Annotated in this window: 18 protein-coding genes; 10 read left to right on the top strand and 8 right to left on the bottom strand. The window is 49.2% G+C overall.

Annotation, left to right across the window (positions count from 1 at the left end; genetic code table 11):
- Positions 1-371: 371 nt before the first annotated feature.
- From ACYQ1O_RS06000 to ACYQ1O_RS05980, 5 genes are read left to right on the top strand one after another with little or no spacing between them, the layout of a single operon-like run.
- Positions 372-2,081 carry a glycoside hydrolase family 9 protein gene (locus ACYQ1O_RS06000; RefSeq protein ID WP_459990746.1) on the top strand — a complete coding sequence of 570 codons (1,710 nt, stop codon included), beginning with the start codon at positions 372-374 and terminating at the stop codon, positions 2,079-2,081.
- Positions 2,082-2,096: 15 nt separating this feature from the next.
- Positions 2,097-3,305 carry an OpgC domain-containing protein gene (opgC, locus tag ACYQ1O_RS05995; protein ID WP_459990745.1) on the top strand — a complete coding sequence of 403 codons (1,209 nt, stop codon included), beginning with the start codon at positions 2,097-2,099 and terminating at the stop codon, positions 3,303-3,305.
- A gap of 49 nt (positions 3,306-3,354) precedes the next feature.
- On the top strand, positions 3,355-3,879 hold the full coding sequence (locus ACYQ1O_RS05990) for a hypothetical protein (RefSeq protein ID WP_459990744.1): 525 nt from the start codon (positions 3,355-3,357) through the stop codon (positions 3,877-3,879).
- Positions 3,880-3,893: 14 nt separating this feature from the next.
- A complete protein-coding gene (locus tag ACYQ1O_RS05985; RefSeq protein ID WP_459990743.1) occupies positions 3,894-5,462 on the top strand; it encodes a DUF3131 domain-containing protein in 1,569 nt (522 codons plus the stop codon).
- A 15-nt stretch (positions 5,463-5,477) separates the two neighbouring features.
- A complete protein-coding gene (locus tag ACYQ1O_RS05980; protein WP_459990742.1) occupies positions 5,478-7,241 on the top strand; it encodes a hypothetical protein in 1,764 nt (587 codons plus the stop codon).
- 82 nt (positions 7,242-7,323) lie between these two features.
- On the opposite strand, the gene ACYQ1O_RS05975 is transcribed toward ACYQ1O_RS05980, so the two are convergent.
- The 5 genes from ACYQ1O_RS05975 to ACYQ1O_RS05955 form a co-directional block, all read right to left on the bottom strand.
- Positions 7,324-10,464, bottom strand: coding sequence for an efflux RND transporter permease subunit (locus tag ACYQ1O_RS05975; protein WP_459990741.1), 3,141 nt, complete (start codon positions 10,462-10,464; stop codon positions 7,324-7,326).
- Positions 10,465-10,633: 169 nt separating this feature from the next.
- Positions 10,634-10,774: a hypothetical protein gene (locus ACYQ1O_RS05970; RefSeq protein WP_459990740.1), complete on the bottom strand. Its 141-nt coding sequence runs from the start codon at positions 10,772-10,774 to the stop codon at positions 10,634-10,636.
- A gap of 39 nt (positions 10,775-10,813) precedes the next feature.
- Entirely contained in the window at positions 10,814-11,206 is a 393-nt protein-coding gene (locus ACYQ1O_RS05965) for a barstar family protein (RefSeq protein ID WP_459990739.1), read from the bottom strand.
- Positions 11,207-11,326: 120 nt separating this feature from the next.
- Positions 11,327-12,508: an efflux RND transporter periplasmic adaptor subunit gene (locus ACYQ1O_RS05960; RefSeq protein ID WP_459990738.1), complete on the bottom strand. Its 1,182-nt coding sequence runs from the start codon at positions 12,506-12,508 to the stop codon at positions 11,327-11,329.
- The gene (locus ACYQ1O_RS05955) at positions 12,505-13,878 is read right to left on the bottom strand and encodes an efflux transporter outer membrane subunit (protein WP_459990737.1); all 1,374 of its coding nucleotides are present in this window, start codon (positions 13,876-13,878) and stop codon (positions 12,505-12,507) included. Before ACYQ1O_RS05955 ends, ACYQ1O_RS05960 begins: the two co-directional genes overlap by 4 nt.
- A gap of 251 nt (positions 13,879-14,129) precedes the next feature.
- Between ACYQ1O_RS05955 and ACYQ1O_RS05950 the strand changes: the two genes are divergently transcribed.
- From ACYQ1O_RS05950 to ACYQ1O_RS05930, 5 genes are read left to right on the top strand one after another with little or no spacing between them, the layout of a single operon-like run.
- On the top strand, positions 14,130-16,250 hold the full coding sequence (locus ACYQ1O_RS05950; protein ID WP_459990736.1) for a two-component system response regulator: 2,121 nt from the start codon (positions 14,130-14,132) through the stop codon (positions 16,248-16,250).
- 23 nt (positions 16,251-16,273) lie between these two features.
- Positions 16,274-18,781 (top strand): ATP-binding protein, encoded by a 2,508-nt coding sequence (locus ACYQ1O_RS05945; RefSeq protein WP_459990735.1) that lies wholly within the window; start codon positions 16,274-16,276, stop codon positions 18,779-18,781.
- A gap of 8 nt (positions 18,782-18,789) precedes the next feature.
- Positions 18,790-19,785 carry a bifunctional biotin--[acetyl-CoA-carboxylase] ligase/biotin operon repressor BirA gene (gene birA / locus ACYQ1O_RS05940; RefSeq protein WP_459990734.1) on the top strand — a complete coding sequence of 332 codons (996 nt, stop codon included), beginning with the start codon at positions 18,790-18,792 and terminating at the stop codon, positions 19,783-19,785.
- A complete protein-coding gene (locus ACYQ1O_RS05935; protein WP_459990733.1) occupies positions 19,782-20,510 on the top strand; it encodes a type III pantothenate kinase in 729 nt (242 codons plus the stop codon). Before birA ends, ACYQ1O_RS05935 begins: the two co-directional genes overlap by 4 nt.
- A complete protein-coding gene (locus ACYQ1O_RS05930) occupies positions 20,507-20,752 on the top strand; it encodes a hypothetical protein (protein ID WP_459990732.1) in 246 nt (81 codons plus the stop codon). The genes ACYQ1O_RS05935 and ACYQ1O_RS05930 overlap by 4 nt, the downstream gene beginning before the upstream one ends.
- A gap of 61 nt (positions 20,753-20,813) precedes the next feature.
- On the opposite strand, the gene ACYQ1O_RS05925 is transcribed toward ACYQ1O_RS05930, so the two are convergent.
- The 3 genes from ACYQ1O_RS05925 to ACYQ1O_RS05915 form a co-directional block, all read right to left on the bottom strand.
- Positions 20,814-21,569 (bottom strand): proteasome-type protease, encoded by a 756-nt coding sequence (locus ACYQ1O_RS05925; protein WP_459990731.1) that lies wholly within the window; start codon positions 21,567-21,569, stop codon positions 20,814-20,816.
- 81 nt (positions 21,570-21,650) lie between these two features.
- Entirely contained in the window at positions 21,651-22,442 is a 792-nt protein-coding gene (locus ACYQ1O_RS05920) for a transglutaminase-like domain-containing protein (RefSeq protein WP_459990730.1), read from the bottom strand.
- Between the two features lie 24 nt (positions 22,443-22,466).
- Positions 22,467-23,162, bottom strand: a complete 696-nt coding sequence (locus ACYQ1O_RS05915) for a P-loop NTPase family protein (RefSeq protein WP_459990729.1) — start codon at positions 23,160-23,162, stop codon at positions 22,467-22,469.
- Positions 23,163-23,218: the final 56 nt, after the last annotated feature.

The following is a 23,218-nucleotide window of genomic DNA, read 5'->3' as shown; positions in this document are numbered from 1 at the left end:
GACATCGGCAAGTGCCAACCAATATTACCTTCACTATCTGCTAGATAATAGCTACACCCTAGAATTTTTCACGCTTTTGCCGGTATTTTATTCAATCCTTGTGCATCCTTTCACATCAAGGAGGACTTTGCCGGCAATCCGTGAATAAAGCCCGAATTTATCCATGCTGAAATTGATTTCCTAAGGGATGATGACTAAACTCAAGAAAGATTGCTGGTTTACCTTGAGTGCGGGTTGTTTAAACGGCTAAAAAATCTAACACTGTCGTTTCAAAAGACAAACAAATCCGTAAAGATGTATGGGAAGACCTGTAACCCACAATGTGCGGCTTCCCGCCGCGCCCCATTCAACCATCTCAATCGGGGACATTCATGAAACTAAGCCATCTCACCGCCATAATCGTCAATTCACTGGCAATTGGTGCGGTCGAAGCCAATAGCATTGCAGTCAACCAAGTCGGCTATTTACCCGCTTGGCCTAAAACCGCTTTGCTTATCAATCCCGACCAAAAGGCTAAAGAAGTCGAAATCATCAACGCCGACAATAAAAAAAGTGTTTTCAAAACAACCGTCGGGGCAGAACAAAAAGACCTGCAAACAGGTGACCGTATCCAAACTATCAACTTTTCAGCTTTCAACGCCAAAGGACGCTATTGGCTCCGTGTCGGCAAATTAGAGTCTGCACCTTTCCAGATTGCTGATGATGTCTACCAAGAACCCCTCAAACTGCTATTGCGATCCTACTATTTACAGCGTTGCGGCGTGAAAATTGACGATGCGGCAACCGGTTTGCGGCACGAAGCCTGCCATTTGCACGATGCCCGCATTAAGCACGATGACCCAATCCACAAAGCCGGTGACGAAGTTGGCAGTGTCGGTGGTTGGCACGATGCCGGGGATTACGGTAAATATGTCGCGACAACGGCGGTAGTTGTCGGGCGTATCCTTGCCGTTTATGAAGCCCATCCTAACTTCTTCACAGATATGGCGTTAGATATTCCCGAAAGCGGTAATAAACGAGCCGATGTCCTGAATGAAATGCAGGTTGGACTCGATTGGCTGTTGACCATGCAACGTGCCGATGGCGCGGTTTACCGAAAATTATCGGGCGAAATCTGGTCTAAAGGCTTAACACCCGACCAAGACCAGCAACCGCGTTTCATCTACGGCATTACCACGCCAGAAACCGCCAAAGCGGCAGGCGCATGGGCAATGGCGGCACGTATCTATCAAGCTAGCCAGCCCGAGTTAGCGGCGCGTTATATCGCCGCCGCCGAAAAAGCTTGGCAGTATTTGGCAACGGTAAAAGACCAGCAATTTGATTTTAAAGAAGGTGACAACAAAGGCTCTGGGCCCTACATGTACAACAAAACCGACAATGACGAATCGTTGTTGTACGACTGGGATGACCGTTTATGGGCTGCCAGTGAATTGCTGATCACTACAGGTAAAGATGTTTATAAAAGCTACGTAGCCGAGGTGTTGCCGAAAGCCCCGCTCACACCGTTTGAATGGAAAGACCCCTCCAGCATGGCATTTGCCCATGTTTTGTTCCATCCGGCGATGCCCAGTAACGAAGCTTGGCGTAACGATGCCAAAGCGAAAGTTTTGGAACGCGCCAAAGCCACGTTAGCCAACGTAAAAAACAGCGGCTACCGCATCGCCAATGCACGTTTCGTGTGGAGTTCCAATAAATTGACCATTGAAGAAGGCGTCATTTTGCTGTATGCCTATCGCCTAAGCGGCGACCGCGCTTATTTGGATGCTGCCATTGAGCAACTGGATTACATTTTTGGACGCAACCATTTCAAACAAACCTTTGTGACCGGCATAGGCACGAATCCGGTCAAGCATCCTAGCCATTTGTTCTTATCAACCATCAACGGCAAATTACCGGGATTATTGGTGGGTGGCCCTAACGAGTTGGAGCAATCGGGAATTGGCCCTAGAAATCAAGGCCCGTTAAGTTATGTGGACGATGCCCGCTCTTATGCCACCAACGAATATGCCATTGATCTGAATGCCTCGTTGATTGGATTGATTAGCCTATTGCTATCAACACCATACCCCTTATCACACTAACAGGGAGTGATTATTATGAAATTGTTCCCTAGCCGTTGGGCTTATCCAGAAACTGCCGCCACCCGAGATTTGCGCTTGGATTTAATGCGCGGCTTCGTCATTCCCTTATTACTGATTTCCCATTTCGACTATTTTTCCTTATACATGTACATCGGCTGGGAACGCATAGGCGTAGTGTCCACCGCCGAAATTTTCGTCTTGCTTTCAGGCATGGTCGTCGGGATGGTTTATGGCAAAAAAATGCAACGGGATGGCTTGGGGTCTTGTATGACGGCATTGCTTAGCCGGGCATCCCAGCTTTACCGGGTGAATGTGTTTATGATCTTGCTGATCGGCCTATTGCGTTACCAGCCGTTTTTGAATATGACTGCGGTCACCAGTTTCCATGATCCGTACCGCAATATTGACTATCCGTTGTACCCTCCTGTCACTGACAACATCTTCCATCTGCTCAGCCAAGCCTTGTTGCTGCGCTGCGGGCCCCATCAGTTCCAGATTATCGGGCTCTATGTCGTGCTGTTCGCAGTGGTCACACCGCTCGTGTTTTTCATGTTGCAGAAAAAACAAACCCCGCTACTCTTGGGCATCAGCTGGATACTTTACCTCATCAATTTTGGCACGCCCGACTCGCAACCCTCCACCGCGGAAATCCGTCTGACCGGTGCGCAATTTGAATACGCGTTTCCGTCAATTGCATGGCAATTGCTTTATGTCCACGGCATTGTCGCCGGTTATTACAAAAAAGAACTGTTGGATTTTTTCGCCACAAGCCTTGGCAAAAAACTCATTTATGCGTCGATAGGCTTGTCTTTGGCATTCATTGTCTTTACCTTGAACCATCCGATAAAAGATTTTGCCGAATGGGCGAAGCTTTCCTTCATCCCACCCAACCAATTCGAGCATCTGTATTTTAATTATTTCCAAAAATACAAATTGGGTGTGGGGCGGTTGCTCAACATCATCGTACTGTACATCAGTATTTACAGCTTGCTGACGGTTTATTGGCAGCCCTTGCAACGGGTCTTCGGATGGTTTTTGATTCCGCTGGGGCAAGCGTCTTTGTATGTGTTTTTTATCCATATTTTTTTATTGCTGGCAGTCAGTAACACGCCTTTTCCTGCCTACCATAATTTCTGGATCAATACCGCCATCCATACGGTGGTTTTGGCAACGGTTTGGATCATGGTCAAACAAGAATTTTTATTTAAGTGGATTCCTCGCTAACATCGGGCAAATGGAAGTTAACCGCTAACCCAAACAAAAGGCTCATTTTATGACCAGACTGTATCGAATCATGTGGGTGACAACCCTGGTATTGGCGGCAGACGCTGTCATTAGCCTGGAAAGGCATCTGCCTGCGATCTTACGCAGCACAACGGAATCGCAACAGGTATTGACGCCACTACAAGCCCAACTGGATAAACAACAAAAAACATTGGACGCCTTGCAAGCCGAGTTGACGGCTTTCCATAAGGAAGTCAATGAACGCATCGCCAAAGAAGAAAAGCAAAAGCTCGCAATAAAATCCGTGCAGGCGGCTTTGGCAAAAATAGACGAGGCCGAAGCCTTACGTAAAGCCGGTGATTTGTTTAAAGCACATACCACGTTGCTCAGCACCAAAGAACTTTTATGGAAAGCCGGTGATTTTTTTACTTCGGAACAAGCGCGTTTTCGTGGTTTGATGACACCTATCGATGCAGTCTTAGGAGCTTGGAAAAACGGCAACGGCAGCGTTGATGTGTCAAAAATCACCGTCATCCTCAAACCGCTGCTAGACTCAATCTCGCATGATAACTAAGCGCAGGCTCTCCCATGGCAAATAATCCCAATTCCGAACAAGACTCGCCATCGTCAACTGGCAAAAAGTTAGATGCTTATATCAAAAACCGTTACGCCACCTACAAAGGTGGCATGGCCTTGCTATTAAAACGGCGTTGGTTTTCGACAGCACTCACCTTACTGGCAGGCTTATTATTGGCGTTGCTGATTATTTTTGCTTCTGCACCGTCTAAGCAAACCATCGCCTACCAATCACCAAGCACTCAAACCAATGCTACAACCACCTTGTTGGCGTGTCCGGTCTATCAAAACCCGGCAAAAGCCTGTTTGGGCGCAGGCAACCCCTTGTGCGAACAAGATATGGATAAAGCACGGATTGCTTGGAAATACTTCGAAAACAATTACCAGAAAAAAACCGGGCTGGTCAATGCCGCCGACCGTTACCCGTCTACCACCATGTGGGATACTGGCTCGACCTTGGCCGCCACCATCGCGGCTTTCGACCTGGGCTTAATTAACCAAAAAGAATTCGATGATCGCGTGGTCATCATGCTGGGTACTTTGTCGGAAATAAAGCTGTTCAATAACGAAGCCCCCAACAAAGTGTACAACACCGAAAACGGCGACATGGTGAACTACAAAAACCAAGTCTCTGAAGAAGGCATCGGCGTTTCCACACTGGACTTGGCACGTCTCAGCTCATGGTTGAACATATTGGCCTGCACCCATCCTAAACATGCTTTAGCGGCGCGTAACGTCATTACCCGTTGGAAATTTTGCAACCTGATAAAAGATGGGCAAATGAATGGCTTGGCGCGTGATCCTGTCACTAAAAAAGTCATCATCTTGCAAGAAGGGCGTTTGGGTTACGAGCAATATGCGGGAAAAATGTTCCAGCAGTTTGGCTTTGACCAAAGCATTTCCGCTACCTACAAAAACCAATTCGCCACCAGCATCAATATTTACGATGTGCCGATTGCTTACGATATGCGCGACCCGCGCAAACTCGGCGCTTACAATTATGTCGTCACTGAATCGTATGTAATGGATGTGTTCGAACACGGCTTCGACGAGGAAAATACCCAACTCACCAACAATATTTTTGAAGTGCAAAAACGCCGCTGGCAACGCACCGGACAAGTGACCGCCGTTTCTGAAGATAACGTCGACCGCAAACCGTCATTCGTTTACAACACCATTTTTGCTGCCGGATCACCTTGGAACACTATTACCGACACCGGATTGGATATGGACAAGCTGAAAAGTGTCTCCACTAAAGCGGCCTTATCAATGGCTTTGTTGTATCCGCAAGATGAATACAGCGCGGTACTGGAAGACACTATTAGCAGCGCTTACGACCCAGAACGCGGTTGGTATTCGGGCATTTATGAAAAAGGCTTGGGCTATAACGACATTATTACCAGCAACACCAACGGCGTCATTCTGTCTGCCATGTTGTTTAAAAAATACGGCTCGCTAAACCGGCTTTGCCGCAACTGCAACCAAGGTCTGACTTTCCCTAAAGAAGTCTTGGAAGACCCTGCCAACAAAGATAAATGCCTGCCAGGCTCCAACACCTGCACCAAGCAATGTAAGCCATAAACGACAGTTAAACTTATGGAGAGGGGGAAAAGGCATGGGGTTCTTGGGTTAACAGTTGCGTTCGCCATTGCCGCCGGAACTTGCCAAGCCGACACCCAGCAATCAGCCTTGCTGACATTGGCGCAAAAATTGGAATGTGTACAAACCGAGCAAGAAGCGGCTGTTTTACTTAAGGAACTGACAGCCTTATCATCCCAACCCTTTGGCATTCCCAGCGAAAATCTAAAAGCCGAACAACATGCGTTACTGTATGCAGCATCGGTCGATATTCTCCTGCAAGTGCTTTACAACACCCTACAACGCTACCCGAGCTTACAGGAAGCGGCGGAAATCCCTGTTTTGCAATGGAACTATTGTCAAATGCTGGTGAATGGCAAAATCCATGACCTCATCCTTGATAGTGACGGACATGTCTCCCAATTAGAAGCAATAGACCCGTTTCCGCTCAAAAAACACGGGTTTGGTATTTGGGGATTTTTAAGTACCGACCCACACAACCGCTATATTCCAAAAACGCTACAAGACACTGCCATTTGGCCGCGTCTACAAGAAGAGCTGGTATTTAGGCTTTACCAGCAACAATGTTTTCCCCATCCTGACACCGGTAAATTGTACGAAGAGGACAACCGTTCAGGACTGCCCGCGTATGGCGAACTGCAAACACGCGACGAAGCAACGCCCTCCAGCCATCCTTACCCTTACCAATGGCAAGCAAAATGCCAACCAGATCAGCAAGCCAATCAAAGCCTGTCCAAAATTACCCGTGCGGAACAGACCGCCCGACTGAGTAAGGCCAAAAATCCCAGTGTGCCAACAAGACAGGCCGCCAAACCATCCTCAGCAAAAACAAATCTTAGTGGTATTGGCAGCGGCGGAAAAAAGCCGGCATCCGTAGCAAACCCCATCATTCTGCCAGCACCACCCTTACCTTCTTACAACCAACAAATCGCGCAAGCCCAAATACCTTCTACGCCAATCCCACCCAAAACCAGCAAGCCAGCATCGAAACCTAAGCCAGCCAAGGCAACCAAACCGGCAAAAATCACGCTTTTAAAAATTGCCTTGGATACTTACGAGCCGCCACCCAAGCAAGAAGCCGAAACAGTCTCGCCCGGCTTGGGTTCCGCCAATGCCAATGCTTCCGCCCCCCTGCCTTTACCTAGCAAAAATGGCTACGGTTTGGCGGGCAACTTTTATCATCGTGCCAAATTAACGGGGGCAATGGCGGTCGGTGGCAATATCAGCTGGCAACCGTTTTCACACTTTTCGGTACGTGGCGGTGCCAATTACGGTTACTACCCTGGCGATGGACAGTTTAGTTATGCGTGGGGAATTGGCTATGATGATTGGCATCCAGGTACCTTCTCATTACAGCTGAACAACTGGGGGCCTATCCTTCCTAAGGATGGCTTAGGCTTTGATAAAGCCAGCCTTAACTTAGGTTATAAATTTGTTGCCGACTTTTTAAAACCCTATCATCTCAACGGTTCGGCGGCAGTCACGCTCCCTATTAAAGGCGATCCTTCCATCTCCACCACTTGGGTTTGGTCGCCAGTAGAGCATTGGTTTATCCGCGCAGGTTTGCAAAAAAACCTGCTCAGCAGCGACGGTTTAAACTGGTCTTATGGTTTTGGATATGCCGACTCGCGTCCCTTTAAGTTCTCACTGACCTATGACAATTGGGGCGTCAACCCCATTATCGGCGGCGATAGCAAAAGCAATCTGTTTAACTTTCAGGAAAATGGCGCGATCACCTTGTCTTGGAGCTGGGTTTATTAATCGTCACCAAAATTTGCACATAGTATGATTAGGGTACTGTGTGCAAATTTTGGTGATGATTAATAATCCAATCAATAAGTTATTAAGCCCTGCGCATCTGCCAACGCTTAAACGCTTGACGGACATCATCCGCCACCACATACAAAGACGGAATCAGCACCAGTGTAATCAAGGTGGCGAAAATGCTGCCAAAGCCGATGGAAATTGCCATCGGGATCAGCGTTTTAGCTTGGCGCGAGGTTTCCATAATCATCGGCCCCAAGCCGCCAAAGGTAGTTAGCGTAGTGAGAACAATTTGCCGGAAACGCTGGGTGACAGCTGCGTGGATGATTTCTATTGCCGGTTTGTCGCTGGTGGCGCGCAGATAAATGGCGTGGTCGATCAAGATCAGCGCGTCATTCACCACCACGCCCGCCAAGGCGACAATGCCGAACAAGCTTAAGATGCTTAAATCGTAACCCATAATGAAATGCCCGATCACCGCGCCAATCACGCTAAACGGAATACTGACCATGACAATCAGCGGCAAGCTGTAACTTTTGAAAGGGATCGCCAGCAAGCCGTAAATCACCACCAAGGCCAGCAAGAAACTGCTGCCAAGCGTCGCCACACTTTTGCTCATATCGGCTTGACGGCCTTCAAAACTGTAATTCAGCCCTGGGTATTTCGCCGCCAAACGCGGCAGCGCATCCATTTCCAAATCGTTGCGGATGTCGCCCGCCTTGCTGCGCGGTGTGCTGTCGGCTTTGACCTGCACATTGCGCCGACCGTTACGGCGGTTGATTTCGGTATCGGCGTGGCTGCGGCTGATTTGCACGACTTCGCGCAGCGGGATTTCTTTGCCGGTCGGCGTCCAAATCAGCAAATCTTCGATATTATCTTCGGAAACCCGCTCTTCAGGCGGCAAACGCACCAGCACTTTCAATTCATTACGTCCGCGTTGTTGGCGCAACACTTCCGCGCCATAAAAGGCATTCCGCACTTGCCGCGCCACGCTTTGCGCCGTCAAGCCCAAGCTTTTGCCTTCCGGCAGCACGGTAAAATCCAATTGCTGCTTGCCCAAGCTGAAACCGTTATCAACATCTTTAACCATCGTGTACGAACGTAAAACATCCGCCAGTTCATTACTGGCCTGTTGCAAGGTTTGTAAATTGCGATGGTTCAATTCAACGGTGATCGCCGACCCCGAACCCGGGCCACCGGAATCGGATTCAAAAGTCAGCGAATCCACACCGACCACTTCGCCGGTGGCGTCACGCCAGCGGTTGGTAAATTCGTCGGTACTCATAATATCTTGGCGCACATCGGGCGGTGCCAGATACACACGCACTTCCGCCAAATGGCTGCCTTTTTTGGCAATTTCGGCAAAAATGCCTTTCACCAACTGATCACCCTCAGGCACAGCGGCTTGCACCGTGCGCGCCGCGCCCACCAAACGTTCAACCACGGCTTTGGTTTTGGCGATGGGCGTACCGTAAGGCAAGGTAACAGTGACATTGGCATAATCGGCTTCGGTTTTGGGGAACAACGTCATGCCCATGCGCCCGCTGATGAGATAGGAATACACACACATCAACAGCACCACCGCAGCAACAATGGTCAGATAACGGTGCTTAAGCACGTTATTGAGAAAACCGCCGTAACTGTGCCGCACCCAATGCACAAAGGCGCGGCTAAAGCGTTGCTGGTGTGTGTATACCCACAAATACACACCACGGCGTTCGACATCTTCCTGCAGATGCCCCAAATGGTTGGGCAAAATCAGCAAGCTTTCCACCAAGGACATTGCGAACACGCTGATAATCACCAGCGGAATTGCGTAAAAAATCTTGCCGATTTCGCCCGGCATAAACAATAGCGGTACAAAAGTGGCGATATTGATAAGGATACTGAAGGTCACCGGCGCAACCATCTCTTGCGCGCCTTTAATCGCAGCTTGCATAGGTGACATGCCTTGCTGGCGGTAATGGTAGACGTTCTCGCCAATGACGATGGCATCATCCACGACAATGCCCAACGCGATAATAAAGGCAAACAGCGACACCATGTTGATGGTCGCCCCCAGCATTGGCAAAATCAAGAACGAGCCAAAAAAGGCAATGGGAATACCCACCATCACCCACAAAGCCAAGCGGATTTCCAAGAAAATCGCCAGCATCACAATGACCAGCACCAAGCCTTGCAAACTGTCGTTCAGCAAAAAATCCAGACGCAATTGGTAATCGACCGAGCCGTCATAACGGATTTCCGCGTTGATGCCTTTAGGCAATTCCGGCTGCACGCGGGCAATCTGACGCTTCACGGCATCGGACACGCCAATCGGGGTTTGTTCGCCCACCCGATACACCTGCACCATTACCGCCGGTTGCCCGTTGTAAGTGGCGTGGTAATCGGTATCGTCATAACTATCGTCAAGGGTGGCGATGTCGCCCAACAGCACTTGGCTGCCATTGCTGGTGGTGATGATGGGCAGACGCGCAAATTGCTGACCGAAATCTTTGCGCTCTTTCATGCGGATGAGGATTTCACCGGTACTGGTCTTGACGCTGCCGCCCGGCAAGTCGAGGCTGGCGGCATTGATGCGCAGGGCAATGTCGTTCAGCGACAGTTTGTAGCGGCGCAGATTTTCTTGCGGCACATGAATGCTGATTTGCTGCGGTCGCACCCCTGCCAGCTCGACACGGGTCACGTCTTTATCTTGCAAAAGCTGGTCGCGGAATTGCTCCGCCAATTCTTGCAGCACCTTATCGGACACTTGCCCGTACAACACCATCGACACCACCAAACGCTTCAGCGCCATGATGGTCACTTTGGGTTGCTCGGCATCCTCAGGAAAGGTGCTGATACGGTTGACTTCGCTTTGGATGTCTTGCGCCAATTGCTGAATATCACTGCCGCTGACCACATCAACCAACACCTGGCCCTGGTTTTCTTTAGCAACGCTGTTGACCTCTTCAATACCATCCAAGCCGCTGATGGCGTTTTCTATCGGCAACAGCACACCGCTTTCAATTTCCGCAGGACTGGCACCGGGGTAAACCGTGGCAATGCTGATTTTGTCCAGCGAGTAATCGGGCATCACCTCTTGGCGGATGCGCGTGGCAAAGAGCAGACCGCCTAAAATGCACAGCAGCATCAATAAATTGGCCGCCACCGAATGGCGCGCCATCCAGCTGATAATGCCGCGTTTGGCGGAAGGGCTGAGTTTTTCTTCACTATTCACTGACTTAACACAACCCTTTCTGCGGTTTGCAAAACATATTGATGATTAATATAGATAATTTATTGGAAAATAATATTTACGTAGACGGGTAGGTTGGGTTAACAGCTTTACCGTTAACCCAACACCTCGAAGCCCTTGATGTTGGGTTGCGAAAAGCATGCAACCCAACCTACGATACTCGTACCCTACCCGGCTCGATGAAATAAATGCCGAACAATGCCCAGGAGCCATCTTGGTCAATCGCCGCCAAGGGGATTTCGCCCATCCAGACGCTTAATTCAATGGTGTTAGCCGCCACATGGGATTTCAAATTCGGCGCAATGCCCGTTGGTTATTGCGCCTTACGGTCTTACATCACAAACACTAAATGGAATGGTATTCGGTTTTCCGTCCAATACTCAGCTGCCGCTAACCAGCTAGTCACGAAACGCCCCAGCACATATGAACTTTGAGACCAGCCTTTAGCACCATTTCGCAGAACCAACAAATAACCACCCGATGGCAACCACCATTCCATATCAGTCAGACAATCGTTAAGAGCATCCCAGTTATTTCCAAAATAGTCTGGAAACTTCATGGCGGTTGCAACAACAGCAAACAACTCTAGGTTTGTCCTTACATCCGCTACCGATCCCTCCATTACTTCCAATCCTAGAGAGGCCAGACCAGTCGCGTTAACTTCCTCAGGAAGAACAAAGTGAATTGAAACTGCTGACGCTTTTTTTAAATCGATCAGACGCATCGTTATTACCTCCTCTTCGGATCAATCTGAGTCGAGTAGGTTGGGTTAACAGCTTTATCGTTAACCCAACACATCGAAGCCCTTGATGTTGGGTTGCAAACAACCCAACCTACGCCTGCCTCAATCATGTGCGGCTGCCGTCCGTAACGCCATGCCCTGCACCGGTGCGGACAAGTCGCTGATGATGACTTTAGCACCTTCAGGCAATTGGGCTTTGCTGAGGTAGATGTTGCCGTGGTCGTGCCAAAGGGGTTGGATGGGATGGATGTCCAAGGTTTGTTCGGGAGTGAGCAGCCATAAATATTGCCCGTCATGGACAATCGCATCGGGCAGTTCAATGGCGTCTTTTAGCACAGTACCCGGAATATCGACGCGCACATAAGTGCCCAGCATCAGTGGTGGCAACTTTTTATTGGCGGCTTTCAACACCAGCGGATCATCGATTTCGATAATCAATTTTGCCATGCGGCCTTCGGGTTCCAGTTCCGCTTGCAGGCGTTTGACCACACCATCGCGGTAGACATCTTTGCCCCAACCGGTTTCGTAGCTGATTTTAACGGGCGAGCCTTGCTGGCTGTTGATGCCAGGAATTTTAATCCAGCGCAATTTATCAACCGGCACGGATACATTCACCCAAAACGTGTCGGTACCCACCAATTTAGCCAACGGCGTACCGGTTGAAAACGCCGACATCCACGCGCCAAGGTTGGCGTTGCGGGTGGTGATGATGGCATTGAAAGGCGCGACCGGTTTGGTGCGTTCCAAATTCAGATGGGCTTGTTTAAGCGACGCTTCGGCAGCAGCAACCGCCGCTTGGGCGGCTTGCAGATGCGGTTTGCGCAGCACCAAATCCTGCTCTTGGGCTTTCAGGTCTTGGCCTAGCAGCTGAAACTCGCGCCGTACAATGGCTTGCTGGCCTTGTTCCACTTGCAAGTTGTAGCGCGCTTTGGCAAGGTCATTTTCGCTTTGCTTAATCGCCAATAGAAAATCGGTCGGGTCTAACTCGACCAGTTGTTCGCCTTCTTTCAGCAAGCCACCTTCAATAAAATTGGCGCCGATGCCAATTACCATCCCGCTAATGCGGGGCGTTAAATTGACGCTTTGCGAAGCAATAACGTTGCCCATAACCTCAATGGTGGTTTGGAAGTCTGCCGCTTTGGGTTGCAACACGTCCACCAACGGCAAGACCGCTTTGACAGGCGCACGTTCGGCACGGGGTTTGTGGCTTAGCCAATAGGCGGACACCGCGCCCGCCACGAGAATTATCAGCAATGCTGGCAGCAGTTTTAAAAGGTTCTTCATGCAGGATTTTGGTTGATCGGAAAGCCGCCCGATAAGGCGCGGTAGAGGGCAATTCGGTAGTCAAGCAGCTGCCGTTCGGCAGTAATCAGGCTGCGTTCCAAGCTTTGCTGGCTCAGCAAAGCCGATAGCCAGCGCAAATAATCGCTTGCGCCGTTGACATATCGCATATTGATTCGTTCACTGGCGAGTTTGGCGAACTCAACTTGCTTGCCTAGGTTCACCACCAGCAACTGTTGTTGGCGTTCTTGTACCAAGGCGTTTTCGACTTCCTGGACGGCGGTCAATAAAGTGTTGGCGTACAGATTCATGGCTTCGGCGGCAACAGCTTCATTGCGCTGGACTTCTGCAACCCGAAAACCACCATCAACCAAAGGCGTCAGCAAATTTCCGGCAATCGTTCCCAACCAATTGTTGAACAATGGCTGCAAATCCGTGCCATTGGTAGACACGCCAGCCGACAAACTCAGCTTGGGCAAGCGCTCGGCAATCGCAGAGGCAATCCGCTGGTCGGCAGCTTGCACTTGCAGAGTGGCTTTGCGGACATCCGGGCGGCGTTGCATCAAGTCGGCACTTAAGCCGGTGGCTGGTAACGCCGGCAAAGCAGGGAATTGTAAGGCTTCGGCAAATTCAATCGTGCCGGGGGCAACACCCAGCAAAACAGCCAGCTGGTTTTCCAAAACCTTAAGATTGGCAACCACCGTCAAGCGGCTACCTTTGACCGATTCCAACAATTGCTTTTGCTGGAAGACATCGGCAGCGGTGGCTTGTCCGCCCGCAAAACGAGCAGCCAACGATTTGACGTTGTTGTCGTTGACTTGAATTTGCCGATCCAACAAAGCCAATTGCTGGCGTTGTTCGATAATCTGAAACCAAGTGCTGCTAATGCTGGCGGTGATGGCAATGGCGGCGCTGGTGACATCTTGTTGCGAAGCTTGTGCATCCAGCGCAGCTGCATTGCGGGCGCTACGGATACGCCCCCATAAATCGAGTTCATAACTGGCTACCCAGCCGATGCTGGCATTATTGCCGCTGGGTTCGGTCAAGGTTTGGCTGTCGCTTTGCGAGGCGCTCAGCTGCGGCACCAAGCCAGACCCGCTTTTTTTGGCAATCGCCCGTGCCTGCTCCAGCCGGTTGAACGCTGCCAACAAAGAAAAATTGTGCGCCAACGCCTGTTCGCACAAATGGTTTAAGGCATCGTCGTGAAAGGCTTGCCACCATTTTTCAGCAACCACCACTGTGCCGGAAGCGGAAAAATGGGCTGGCACGACAACAGGGTTTGCAATAGGGGTGATCTGTGTGGAACACGCCAGCAAACTGCCGGCGACACTAAAGACAACGGAGGTAATGATCTTGGAAATAACACGAACCATGTGTGGCCTACTCAATTATGCGCTTGCAAAAACAGCTTCGGCTATATCCTTTGGTGGTTAGGGTTTAGGGCAACATTAACCGATGCACCCGCTTTCGCGGAACAACAACGGTAACGGTAAAGCTTGAATGAAATATACATGACAAGCCCAATGCCGACAAACAATAAATCCCTGCACCAATGGATAAAAAAGCTATATTTAGGTATTATCATTTTGTATAAAAGTTCACAATTTTATCGCTTAGAAGGATCATGACAGCCGAGTCATTGCTGGTGCTTGTTATTGATGACGACCAAACTCTGCATTTATGGGCAGAACGGCAATTGTCGTCAGATGGATTTAAGCTAATCTCCGCCTTTAACGGCCAGGAAGGCGTCGACGCGTTCAAAATCCATTTGCCCAGCATTGTATTGGTCGACATCGACATGCCCGATATGGACGGCTTCACCACCTGCTCAACCATCCGCAGCCTACCGGAAGGCAAAAGCATCCCCATTTTAATGGTCACCGGCAATGAAGATGCCGATAAAATTGCCTCATCCTACGAAGCCGGCGCCACCGATTTTGTTGTCAAACCCGTCAACTGGAAAGTACTGATCCACCGACTGCATTATATGGTGAAGGCCAACAGCGTCCTTAACCAATTAAAGCTCAGCCAAGCCCGCTTAAGCAAAGCCCAGCAAATGGCCAAGCTCGGCAATTGGGAATGGAACATGCACACCAACAGTTTGTATTGGTCGGATGAAGTCTTCGATATTTTCAAGCTTGAAGCCCATGACAACCACCCCGACTTGCTGACCTTTTTGGGCATGATCCACCCGGATGACCGGCAATTGGTCGAACAAGGCTTTGACTCAGCCATCAAGAAAAGACAAAACGTCAGCATTGAATACCGAATCATCACGGAACACAAGCGGCTCAGTTTCGTTGAACAACAAATTGAAATTGTCGTTAATCCGCAAGGCCAATTGACGGGGCTGACCGGTACTTTGCAAGATATTACCGACCGCAAACAGCACGAAAACCAAGTCCGCCAACTGGCCTATTACGACACTATCACCAACCTGCCAAACCGCAGCTATTTTTTGGAGCTGCTGGGTAAAACGCTTGAATCAGCCAGTCTTAAACAAAAGCAATTTGCCCTGCTTTTTTTGGACATGGACGGCTTTAAAAGCATCAATGATTGCTATGGACACAGCTTTGGCGACGCCTTCTTGCAAGCCTTTGCCAAACGCCTGACCGACGGCCTGCGCCGTGCCGATGTCAGCTCGCGCTATGTGCTGAATGTCACCTACGATGCCGAAGTGGCACGCTTGGGCGGTGATGAGTTTACCATTCTGCTCAATGACATCAACAAACCTGAAGATGCTGCAACCGTCACTGAAAACATCCAAAAATGGTTGCAAGAACCCTTTTTGGTCAATGGACAGTATATCTTTAGCGGTGCCAGTATCGGCATTGCCCTTTATCCGCGAGATGGCGAAAGCGCCAGCAGCTTACTTAAAAACGCTGACGTGGCAATGTATCACGCCAAAAAATCAGGCAAAGGCCATTACCAATTTTTCCATGAGTCCATGATTTCCAAAGCCCAGCTGCGGCAAACCATGGAAAATCTCATGCACAAAGCCGTCACCAATAATGAACTAAGCCTTTATTACGAACCGCTCATCAAAGCCAACAGCGGCGAAATCATCGGCATTGAAGCATTATTGCGTTGGGAAAACGCCGAATTGGGCTTTTTGCGTCCCGATAGTTTTATTCCCTTAGCCGAAGAAAACGGTCTGATCGTAAAATTTGGCGAATGGGTCATCCGTCAAGCATGTTTGCAATTGCAAGCGTTTGAGCAAGAAGGCTTAGGCCATCTGACCATCGCCGTCAACGTCAGCGCCCTGCAATTCAGCCATGCTGAGTTTATCCCCATGCTGGAAGGCATTTTTGCCGAATATACACCCTCCCCCGGACGTTTGGTGTTTGAATTGACCGAAAGCACCATTATGAGCCAAAGCGTCAAAATGATGGCGACTTTACTGGCGTTAAAAAACCTAGGTATCAAATTGTCTTTGGATGATTTTGGCACCGGCTATTCGTCATTAAGCTATTTAAAACAATTCCCTTTAGATAGCCTAAAAATCGACAAATCGTTTGTCCGCGAATTGCCCGGTAAAACCGAAGATATTGCTATCGTCAACGCCATTTTGGCCTTAGCGCATACCCTCAATCTTGAAGTGATTGCCGAAGGCGTAGAAACCGAAGCGCAACGGCAATTTTTTGAAATCAACGGCTGCCAAACCCTGCAAGGCTATTTTTTCGCCAAACCCATGAGTATGGAAGATTTTTACCGTTTCTGGCACAACCATTCTTCCAGATTGTGATTACCAGCTTCCGTGATGCCCCCATGCGTAGCAAGCTGATCGCCGTGATCAGCATCACCACGCTATTGACCTTAGTTTTTTTCGCTTCCGCCATCTCAGTCAACGAATACATTGTCCGCAAACAACAAGTCCAGCAAGACCTCGCCTCTCTGGGCGACATGGTGGCTTGGAACAGCAGCAGCACCCTGACTTTCTTAGACAGGCAAGCCGCCGTAGAAGCTTTGGAAATTTTAAGGACACAAAACACGGTTGACAGCGCCACGCTTTATGATGCCAACGGCAATGTTTTTGCCCAATACCATGCCCAAAGCCAAAACAAAGAAACCCAACGCCCGTTGCCTGGGCAGTTGGTTATTGAAGCCATTACCGTCAGCGACAATAACCTTATCCACCCATCCAATTGGCTGGAATACAAACTCAACAAAACCTTCCAAGAAATTTTAGGCTTTTACTCCAATACGCCGATTAACGGCAACTTTTACCAAAAAATCTATTTTGACAACAATGGCAACATGCACTTGTTGCGTCCAGTATTTAACGGTCAGGAATGGATTGGCTGCCTGCACATCAGTGAAAACTTAAGCCGGCTGGAGTCTTTCCTTAACAATTTCTATCTGATTGTTAAGCTGATTGTCCTGTTTACATTGTTGATGATCTTTTACGTATCGTACCGTCTACAAAAAATCTTCACCCTGCCCTTGCTAGGGCTGATGCGCGCCATGCAGACCGTCGCCAGCGAAAAAAACTTCTCGGCACGCGTTCCCATCATCAGCCAAGACGAAATCGGGCAGCTGGTTGATGTCTACAACGACATGTTGGCGGAAATTCAAGTTCGCGACCAAGAGCTGGACAAACAGCGCGAAAACCTGGAATGGCAAGTCCAGCAACGTACCGCCGAATTGACTTCAACCAATATTGAACTGAACCATGCCGTTACCGATGCCTTGACCGCCAAGGAAGAAGCCGAAGCCGCCAACCGCGCCAAATCGCTATTTTTGGCGAATATGAGCCACGAAATCAGAACTCCGATGAACGCGGTCTTAGGGATGGCGGAATATTTGGCGGACAGCGAACTGAACAGAGACCAACGTCAATCCTTGGACATTGTGAGGCAATCTGCCGCTTTATTACTGAGCGTCATTAATGACGTGCTGGATTTTTCCAAAATAGAATCGGGCAAACTTAGCTTGGATATCCATCCGTTCAGTTACCAAGAATTGGTCAAAGACAGTTTTGAATTATTAGCCTCTCAAGCCAAGCTTAAAGGGTTGGCATATCGGCTCGATGTTGAAGAAAGCGAATTGCTGTTATCGGGCGACCACATCCGCCTAAGCCAAATTTTAGTTAACTTACTGAGCAACGCCGTTAAGTTTACCGAACGCGGCGAAGTGGTTTTAACAGCTTCCCAGCAAAACTTAAGTAAAAAAAGGGTACGTTTGTATTTTGAAATTACCGATACCGGCATCGGCATCAGCAAAGAAAAACAAGCCGCCATTTTTGACTCCTTCTCGCAAGCCGACAATTCGATGACCCGTGCCTTTGGCGGTACTGGATTGGGCCTTGCCATCGCCAAGCAACTGGTCAGGCTGATGCAAGGTGAAATCGGCATCAAAAGCCAGCCCGGCAAAGGTTCAACGTTTTGGTTTTGGATAGATCTGGAACAATGCGACAGCAAACCACCCAAGGTCACCCTATTGCCTAATTGCCGATTTAGGGCGCAAATCTTAGTCGCCGAAGATTTCCCCGCCAACCAAGTGCTTGCCAAACGTTTTCTGGAAGGTTTTGGCTGTGAAGTGGATATTGCCAACAATGGTCAAGAAGCCATTGATGCCCTAAAACACAAAGCTTACGACTTGGTGTTCATGGATTGCCAAATGCCCGTGCTGGACGGCTATTCCGCCACCCGGCAAATCCGCTACTTTGAAGCCGATCTGCAAGTCAAAGACAAAACGCCGATTGTCGCCCTAACCGCCCATGCGCTGGTCGGTGACAAAGCCAAGTGCTTAGCCAGCGGCATGGATGATTGGGTTCCCAAACCTTTTACGCGCCAAGACATTAATCAAGTTTTGCAAAAATGGTTGCCGGAACACTTAATTATCACGCCGCTGCAAATTTCCGAAGCCCATCAATCCATGCCGGCGCATGAAGCGTATTCTTTCAGCATTCCAGCAATTGACATCAACTTTATTAAACAAAACTTCAATTTGGACAACCCTGAAGACCTGCAATTTATCGCGCGCTTAAAAGACCTGTTCCAAGCCAACGCTGAACAAACCCTGCACAGCCTGCACGAAGCCATTAAAATCAACGATGCTGAAAACATACGTAAATTGGCACACGGTTTAAAATCGATCAGCGGCAATGTCGGCGCAACCCAGTTGTCGGGTATTTGTAAAGTCATCGAAGAAGCCGGTAAAACTCAACAGTTACAAAACATCGAAGCACAACTGCTGGCGCTGGAAAGTGAATATGGCAAAGCCGTACAAAGTTTACAGGCTATTTGCGACCAACATTCCAGCAGCACAATCTAGCCTTGACTATGTCCATTTCTGAAAAACCACATCCCCTTTTAAGCTTATTGGCAGACGGCAATTTCCACTCCGGCAGCGAGCTTGCCGAGCAACTGGGCATCAGCCGTTCAGCCGTCTGGAAACAAATGGCGCTCTTGGAAGAGCTGGGCTTGCCATACGCTGCGGTGCGTGGCAAAGGTTATAAGCTGGATCGGCTCCTAGAATTTTTAGATGCCGAACTCATCCGCCCTGCCCTTAAACCTGACAACCAAGATCTGTTGCAAAACTTAACCATTTTCCAGCACATCCATTCGACCAACAGCTATTTGGCAGACATAGGCCAGCAATCGCCCGCCAGCGGTTGGGCGTGTTTTGCCGAACAACAAACCGCCGGCAAAGGTCGGCGCGGCAGGCAATGGGTTTCGCCTTTTGGCAGCAACATTTACTTATCCGTTTTATGGCGCTATGAACTGATCGGCCCGGCAGGCTTGTCGGGCTTAAGCTTGGCGGTAGGTGTGGCGGTGATCCGGGCATTAAAACAATGTGGTGTTGATGGCGTCGGCTTAAAATGGCCCAATGATTTAATCTGCCAAGGCAAAAAACTCGGTGGCATTTTGATTGAAGTCTCCGGCGAAAGCGCCGGTCCTTGCACAGCGGTGATTGGCCTTGGCTTAAATGTATTTTTAGCGCCCGCAGAAGCAGCGGTTATCGGGCAAGCATGGACAGACTTGGCGCAATTGTCCGCACACGTATCACGCAACCAATTGGCGGCGTGCTTATTGGATGAACTATTGCCAGTCATCGCCCATTTTGAAAACACCGGCCTGGATGCCTATTTGGCAGAATGGCGCAGCTACGATTGCCTTAAAGGCCAGTCCGCCCAATTATTTATTGGTAACCAACAATGGGCAGGCGAAGTCTTAGGCATCGACGACAATGGCTTGTTGTTATTCAAAAAAAGCGACGGCAGCCAGCAGGCTTATGCTTCTGGGGAAGTCAGTTTCAGCAGTGGAAATGTGGCATGAATTTGCTGATTGATATGGGCAATAGCCGCATCAAATGGGCTTACGAGCAACAGGGCAAATTAACCCGACAAGAGGCGTTAAGCAACGCACATCTTAACGAAGATGCGCTGATACAATGCTGGCAAACACTGCCAGCCCCCCAACAAGTTGCCATTGCCAGCGTTTCTTCACCGCAAGGTTTAGCCAGCGTACTGACCGTTGCCAAAATGCTTTGGCCTGCCAGCCAACTATCGTTCGCACAGGCACAAGCCCAAGGGTTTGGTGTTAAAAGCGGCTACTTACAACCCGAAAAACTCGGTGTCGACCGTTGGTTAGCACTCATCGCGGCAAGGCAAGGCAAGCAGGCCACCTGTGTGGTCGATTGCGGCACTGCCATCACAGTCGATTTGTTGGATGGCGAAGGCCAGCATCTGGGTGGGCTGATCTGCCCTGGCTTAACATTAATGAAACAAGCGTTAGCGGCTGGCACACAAGCACTGGGTTTTTATCAACAGGACTTTGCCTTACAACCCGCCCAATTTACCGAGGCGGCTATCGACAGCGGCACAGCATTTGCCGCCATCGGCTTAATAGAGGCGATCTTGGCAAGGCAATCTGGCAACTTTCATTTATTGCTAACCGGCGGTGATGCCGAACGAATTGCCGAAGGTTTACAAATTGACTATCAAATCGATGCCGACTTGGTTTTACGCGGACTCGCCCTGACTTTAAAAGGCCAAGAATGAAAGCGCTGTGCTTGCTGTTAATAACCGCCAATATCGGCTTTTTTATGTGGGAGCTAAACAACGGCAACGGGCGACCTAAAGCACTCAAACCTACCATTGAGATGGCTGGCGGCGAACCGATATTGCTGGTACGGGAAAAGGCAAGCAAGCGCACCATCAACACGATGCCCCCCCCCAAACCCATTACAATAGCACCCAGTTACCCCTATTTAAGCTTACCTACCACCAAACTTGACCCCTGAAAACAAAAAAGGGATGTCCCAGAAACAGGACATCCCTTTTGTTAATCAGCAGCCATTAAAATTAAAGATGTACTCTAATCGTACGCACCGTATCTTTGTTTAAGCTGGGCAAAGCGGCAATCGCTTCACGCAATTTACCTTCCCAACTACGGCGCAACTGCACCATGTAATCGTCGTCGTCATCAAAGCAGTAGTAATTTTCAAGACTAAAGCTGTCTTTGTGGTAAATCAGCATTTCTACTGGCGGCCCTACGCTGGCGTTACTGCGGATGGTGGAATCCATCGATACCAAACAGCAACGTGCTGCTTCATCGATAGACGTACCCAGCTTTAAGAAGCGGTCCAAAATGGGTTTGCCGTATTTGCTTTCGCCAATTTGCAAAAAGGGGGTATTGGCTGAACTGGTAATGCTGTTGCCCTCGGCATAAACCATGTATGCACCGTGCGGCTCATCACCGATTTGACCGGCAATAATAAACGTAGCGGACGGATTAAAAGCCGATTGACCTTTAGTGTTGACGTGTTGCTTTTGTTTTTCAACACTGATGTGGCCCAAATAGTCAGCCGCTTCGGACAAGCATTCGACGGTATTGAGATTGACCGGCGCATTTTTGATTTTATCGCGGTGCAATTGTTCCAACACGGCTTGGGTGGTCGCCAAATTACCTGCACACATCAAAATGATTTTACGGTCAGCCGTTGTCTCAAACGGATGCATCTTGCCGTGTGTGCTAACGTTATCAATGCCGGCATTGGTTCTGGAGTCAGAAACCAAGATAAGGCCTTCGTCAATAGAAGCTGCAATACAGTAAGTCATGGATTAGTTAAATATTTTACAAAAACGTCAGCCATTTTATCCTAGCTGCCAACTCTTATCCACCAATACACGGATGATTTGCTAATAGTTATCCAATAACTCAACCTTTACGTCCATCTTATTCAAAATGCAACCATAGCCAAATTGATGGAATACCGAGACATCCGCCGCATCGCGACCAAAAGCCACCACCACGCGACCACCTTGCAAGCTGTATTGGGTGGGGTCGAAGGTATACCAACGCCCACCGACATAGGCCTCAAACCAAGCGTGCAAATCCATGGGCTGCAAATCTTGCAAATAGCCCACGGCAATCCGCGCCGGAATGCTGATGCTACGGCATAAGGCAATGCCTAAATGCGCCAAATCGCGGCAAACACCGTAGCCTCTGCTATGGATTTCGGTAGCTGACAATGGAAAATCGCTTGAACCCGGCACATATTGCACGTTAAAGCGTATCCACTCGGCAATGCGGCTGACTTGATCGTAACCCGGCATGGCATCGGCAATAATATCCAAAGCCAATTCACTAAAACGGTCAGATTCGCAATAACGGCTGGGCAACAAAAACGGCAAGACATCGGCGGGCAAGTATTGGATTTCCACAAACATGGCACCCGGAGCAGCTTCGGCAAAACCATCCGTAATCACCTCCGCCGAACTATGTACCAAAAAATTACCTTTGGGCGCGACCAAGCGCTGGCAGGAGTTGCCATAGCTGTCGGTACTTTCCAGCACCGGAACAGCAGGCTTGATGACATAGGTTTCGCGGATAATCCACTGGCGAATGCCACGATAAGGGCGCAACATGAAAATCAACGCACTTTCGTCGTCGATAAAGAAACGTAAATTACAACTGACTCTAAATTTCATCGTTTGCCGGTTGCTGACAGAATTTTACACACCCACCATTGCCAGTTCTTCATAAGCGTGCTTCAGCCACATTTTTACACGTTGCCGTTCCAGCAAGCCTAAAGCGTTAGGATTGCCGATGTCTTTATTTTTTGCCGCCCAAAAACTGGCGCTGTTGCCGTCAATTTTAGTCATCACCGGGGTATGCAGACGTTTAAGTTTCATAACTTTAGCGTTCAAATCCAAAGCCCGTTCCTTAACGCCCGAAAACTCCAAGATTTTAAAATCGTCATCGCGCAATTGGTTTTGCACCAGCACATAATCCAAGCGTGACCCAAATTGATCGAGCAATTTGGCAAGCAAGTCCACGCAATCTTTGCCAGAATCCATCACATTCCAATAACACAAACCGATGCCCATTTCCTGTGCCAACTCCAATACGCCGGAATCCTCTATCCATTTCGCCAATGGATGATGGGTTTGTGCCGCCAAATCAACCAAAATGCGTTTGTCAGGATTTTCCACTGCCGTTTCAATAATGGTGTCGAGACTTTCATAATTGTCGATCACCGTGGGGGAGGCAAAATCATTATAAAAACGCAGCAAGTTGCCATGCGAACGATCCGTGTCAAAACCAATAAAAGGGATGTCGTGGTCTATCATGTATTGTGCCAGCAGGCGCGCCAATACCGACTTGCCTACGCCGCCCTTTTCGCCGCCAATAAAATGTACCGTTGTCATGAGTTTTCCTTTAAACAGAAGTTTGTTAGCCAAAGAAGATGTTAAGCCCACCGAAG

The organism is Methylosoma difficile (assembly GCF_054657615.1).
Note: the sequence above shows the minus strand (reverse complement) of the source record. Positions and strands in the feature narration are given on the sequence as shown.

Bases quoted from the DNA above. Each gene is read 5' to 3' on its own strand.
- ACYQ1O_RS05930 (WP_459990732.1), top strand. From the start codon at position 20,507: ATGAAAGCGCTGTGCTTGCTGTTAATAACCGCCAATATCGGCTTTTTT.
- ACYQ1O_RS05985 (WP_459990743.1), top strand. From the start codon at position 3,894: ATGGCAAATAATCCCAATTCCGAACAAGACTCGCCATCGTCAACTGGC.
- opgC (WP_459990745.1), top strand. From the start codon at position 2,097: ATGAAATTGTTCCCTAGCCGTTGGGCTTATCCAGAAACTGCCGCCACC.
- ACYQ1O_RS05955 (WP_459990737.1), bottom strand. From the start codon at position 13,878: ATGGTTCGTGTTATTTCCAAGATCATTACCTCCGTTGTCTTTAGTGTC.
- ACYQ1O_RS06000 (WP_459990746.1), top strand. From the start codon at position 372: ATGAAACTAAGCCATCTCACCGCCATAATCGTCAATTCACTGGCAATT.
- ACYQ1O_RS05920 (WP_459990730.1), bottom strand. From the start codon at position 22,442: ATGAAATTTAGAGTCAGTTGTAATTTACGTTTCTTTATCGACGACGAA.
- ACYQ1O_RS05950 (WP_459990736.1), top strand. From the start codon at position 14,130: ATGACAGCCGAGTCATTGCTGGTGCTTGTTATTGATGACGACCAAACT.
- ACYQ1O_RS05945 (WP_459990735.1), top strand. From the start codon at position 16,274: ATGCGTAGCAAGCTGATCGCCGTGATCAGCATCACCACGCTATTGACC.
- ACYQ1O_RS05925 (WP_459990731.1), bottom strand. From the start codon at position 21,569: ATGACTTACTGTATTGCAGCTTCTATTGACGAAGGCCTTATCTTGGTT.
- ACYQ1O_RS05935 (WP_459990733.1), top strand. From the start codon at position 19,782: ATGAATTTGCTGATTGATATGGGCAATAGCCGCATCAAATGGGCTTAC.
- ACYQ1O_RS05980 (WP_459990742.1), top strand. From the start codon at position 5,478: ATGGAGAGGGGGAAAAGGCATGGGGTTCTTGGGTTAACAGTTGCGTTC.
- ACYQ1O_RS05960 (WP_459990738.1), bottom strand. From the start codon at position 12,508: ATGAAGAACCTTTTAAAACTGCTGCCAGCATTGCTGATAATTCTCGTG.
- ACYQ1O_RS05965 (WP_459990739.1), bottom strand. From the start codon at position 11,206: ATGCGTCTGATCGATTTAAAAAAAGCGTCAGCAGTTTCAATTCACTTT.
- ACYQ1O_RS05990 (WP_459990744.1), top strand. From the start codon at position 3,355: ATGACCAGACTGTATCGAATCATGTGGGTGACAACCCTGGTATTGGCG.
- ACYQ1O_RS05915 (WP_459990729.1), bottom strand. From the start codon at position 23,162: ATGACAACGGTACATTTTATTGGCGGCGAAAAGGGCGGCGTAGGCAAG.
- birA (WP_459990734.1), top strand. From the start codon at position 18,790: ATGTCCATTTCTGAAAAACCACATCCCCTTTTAAGCTTATTGGCAGAC.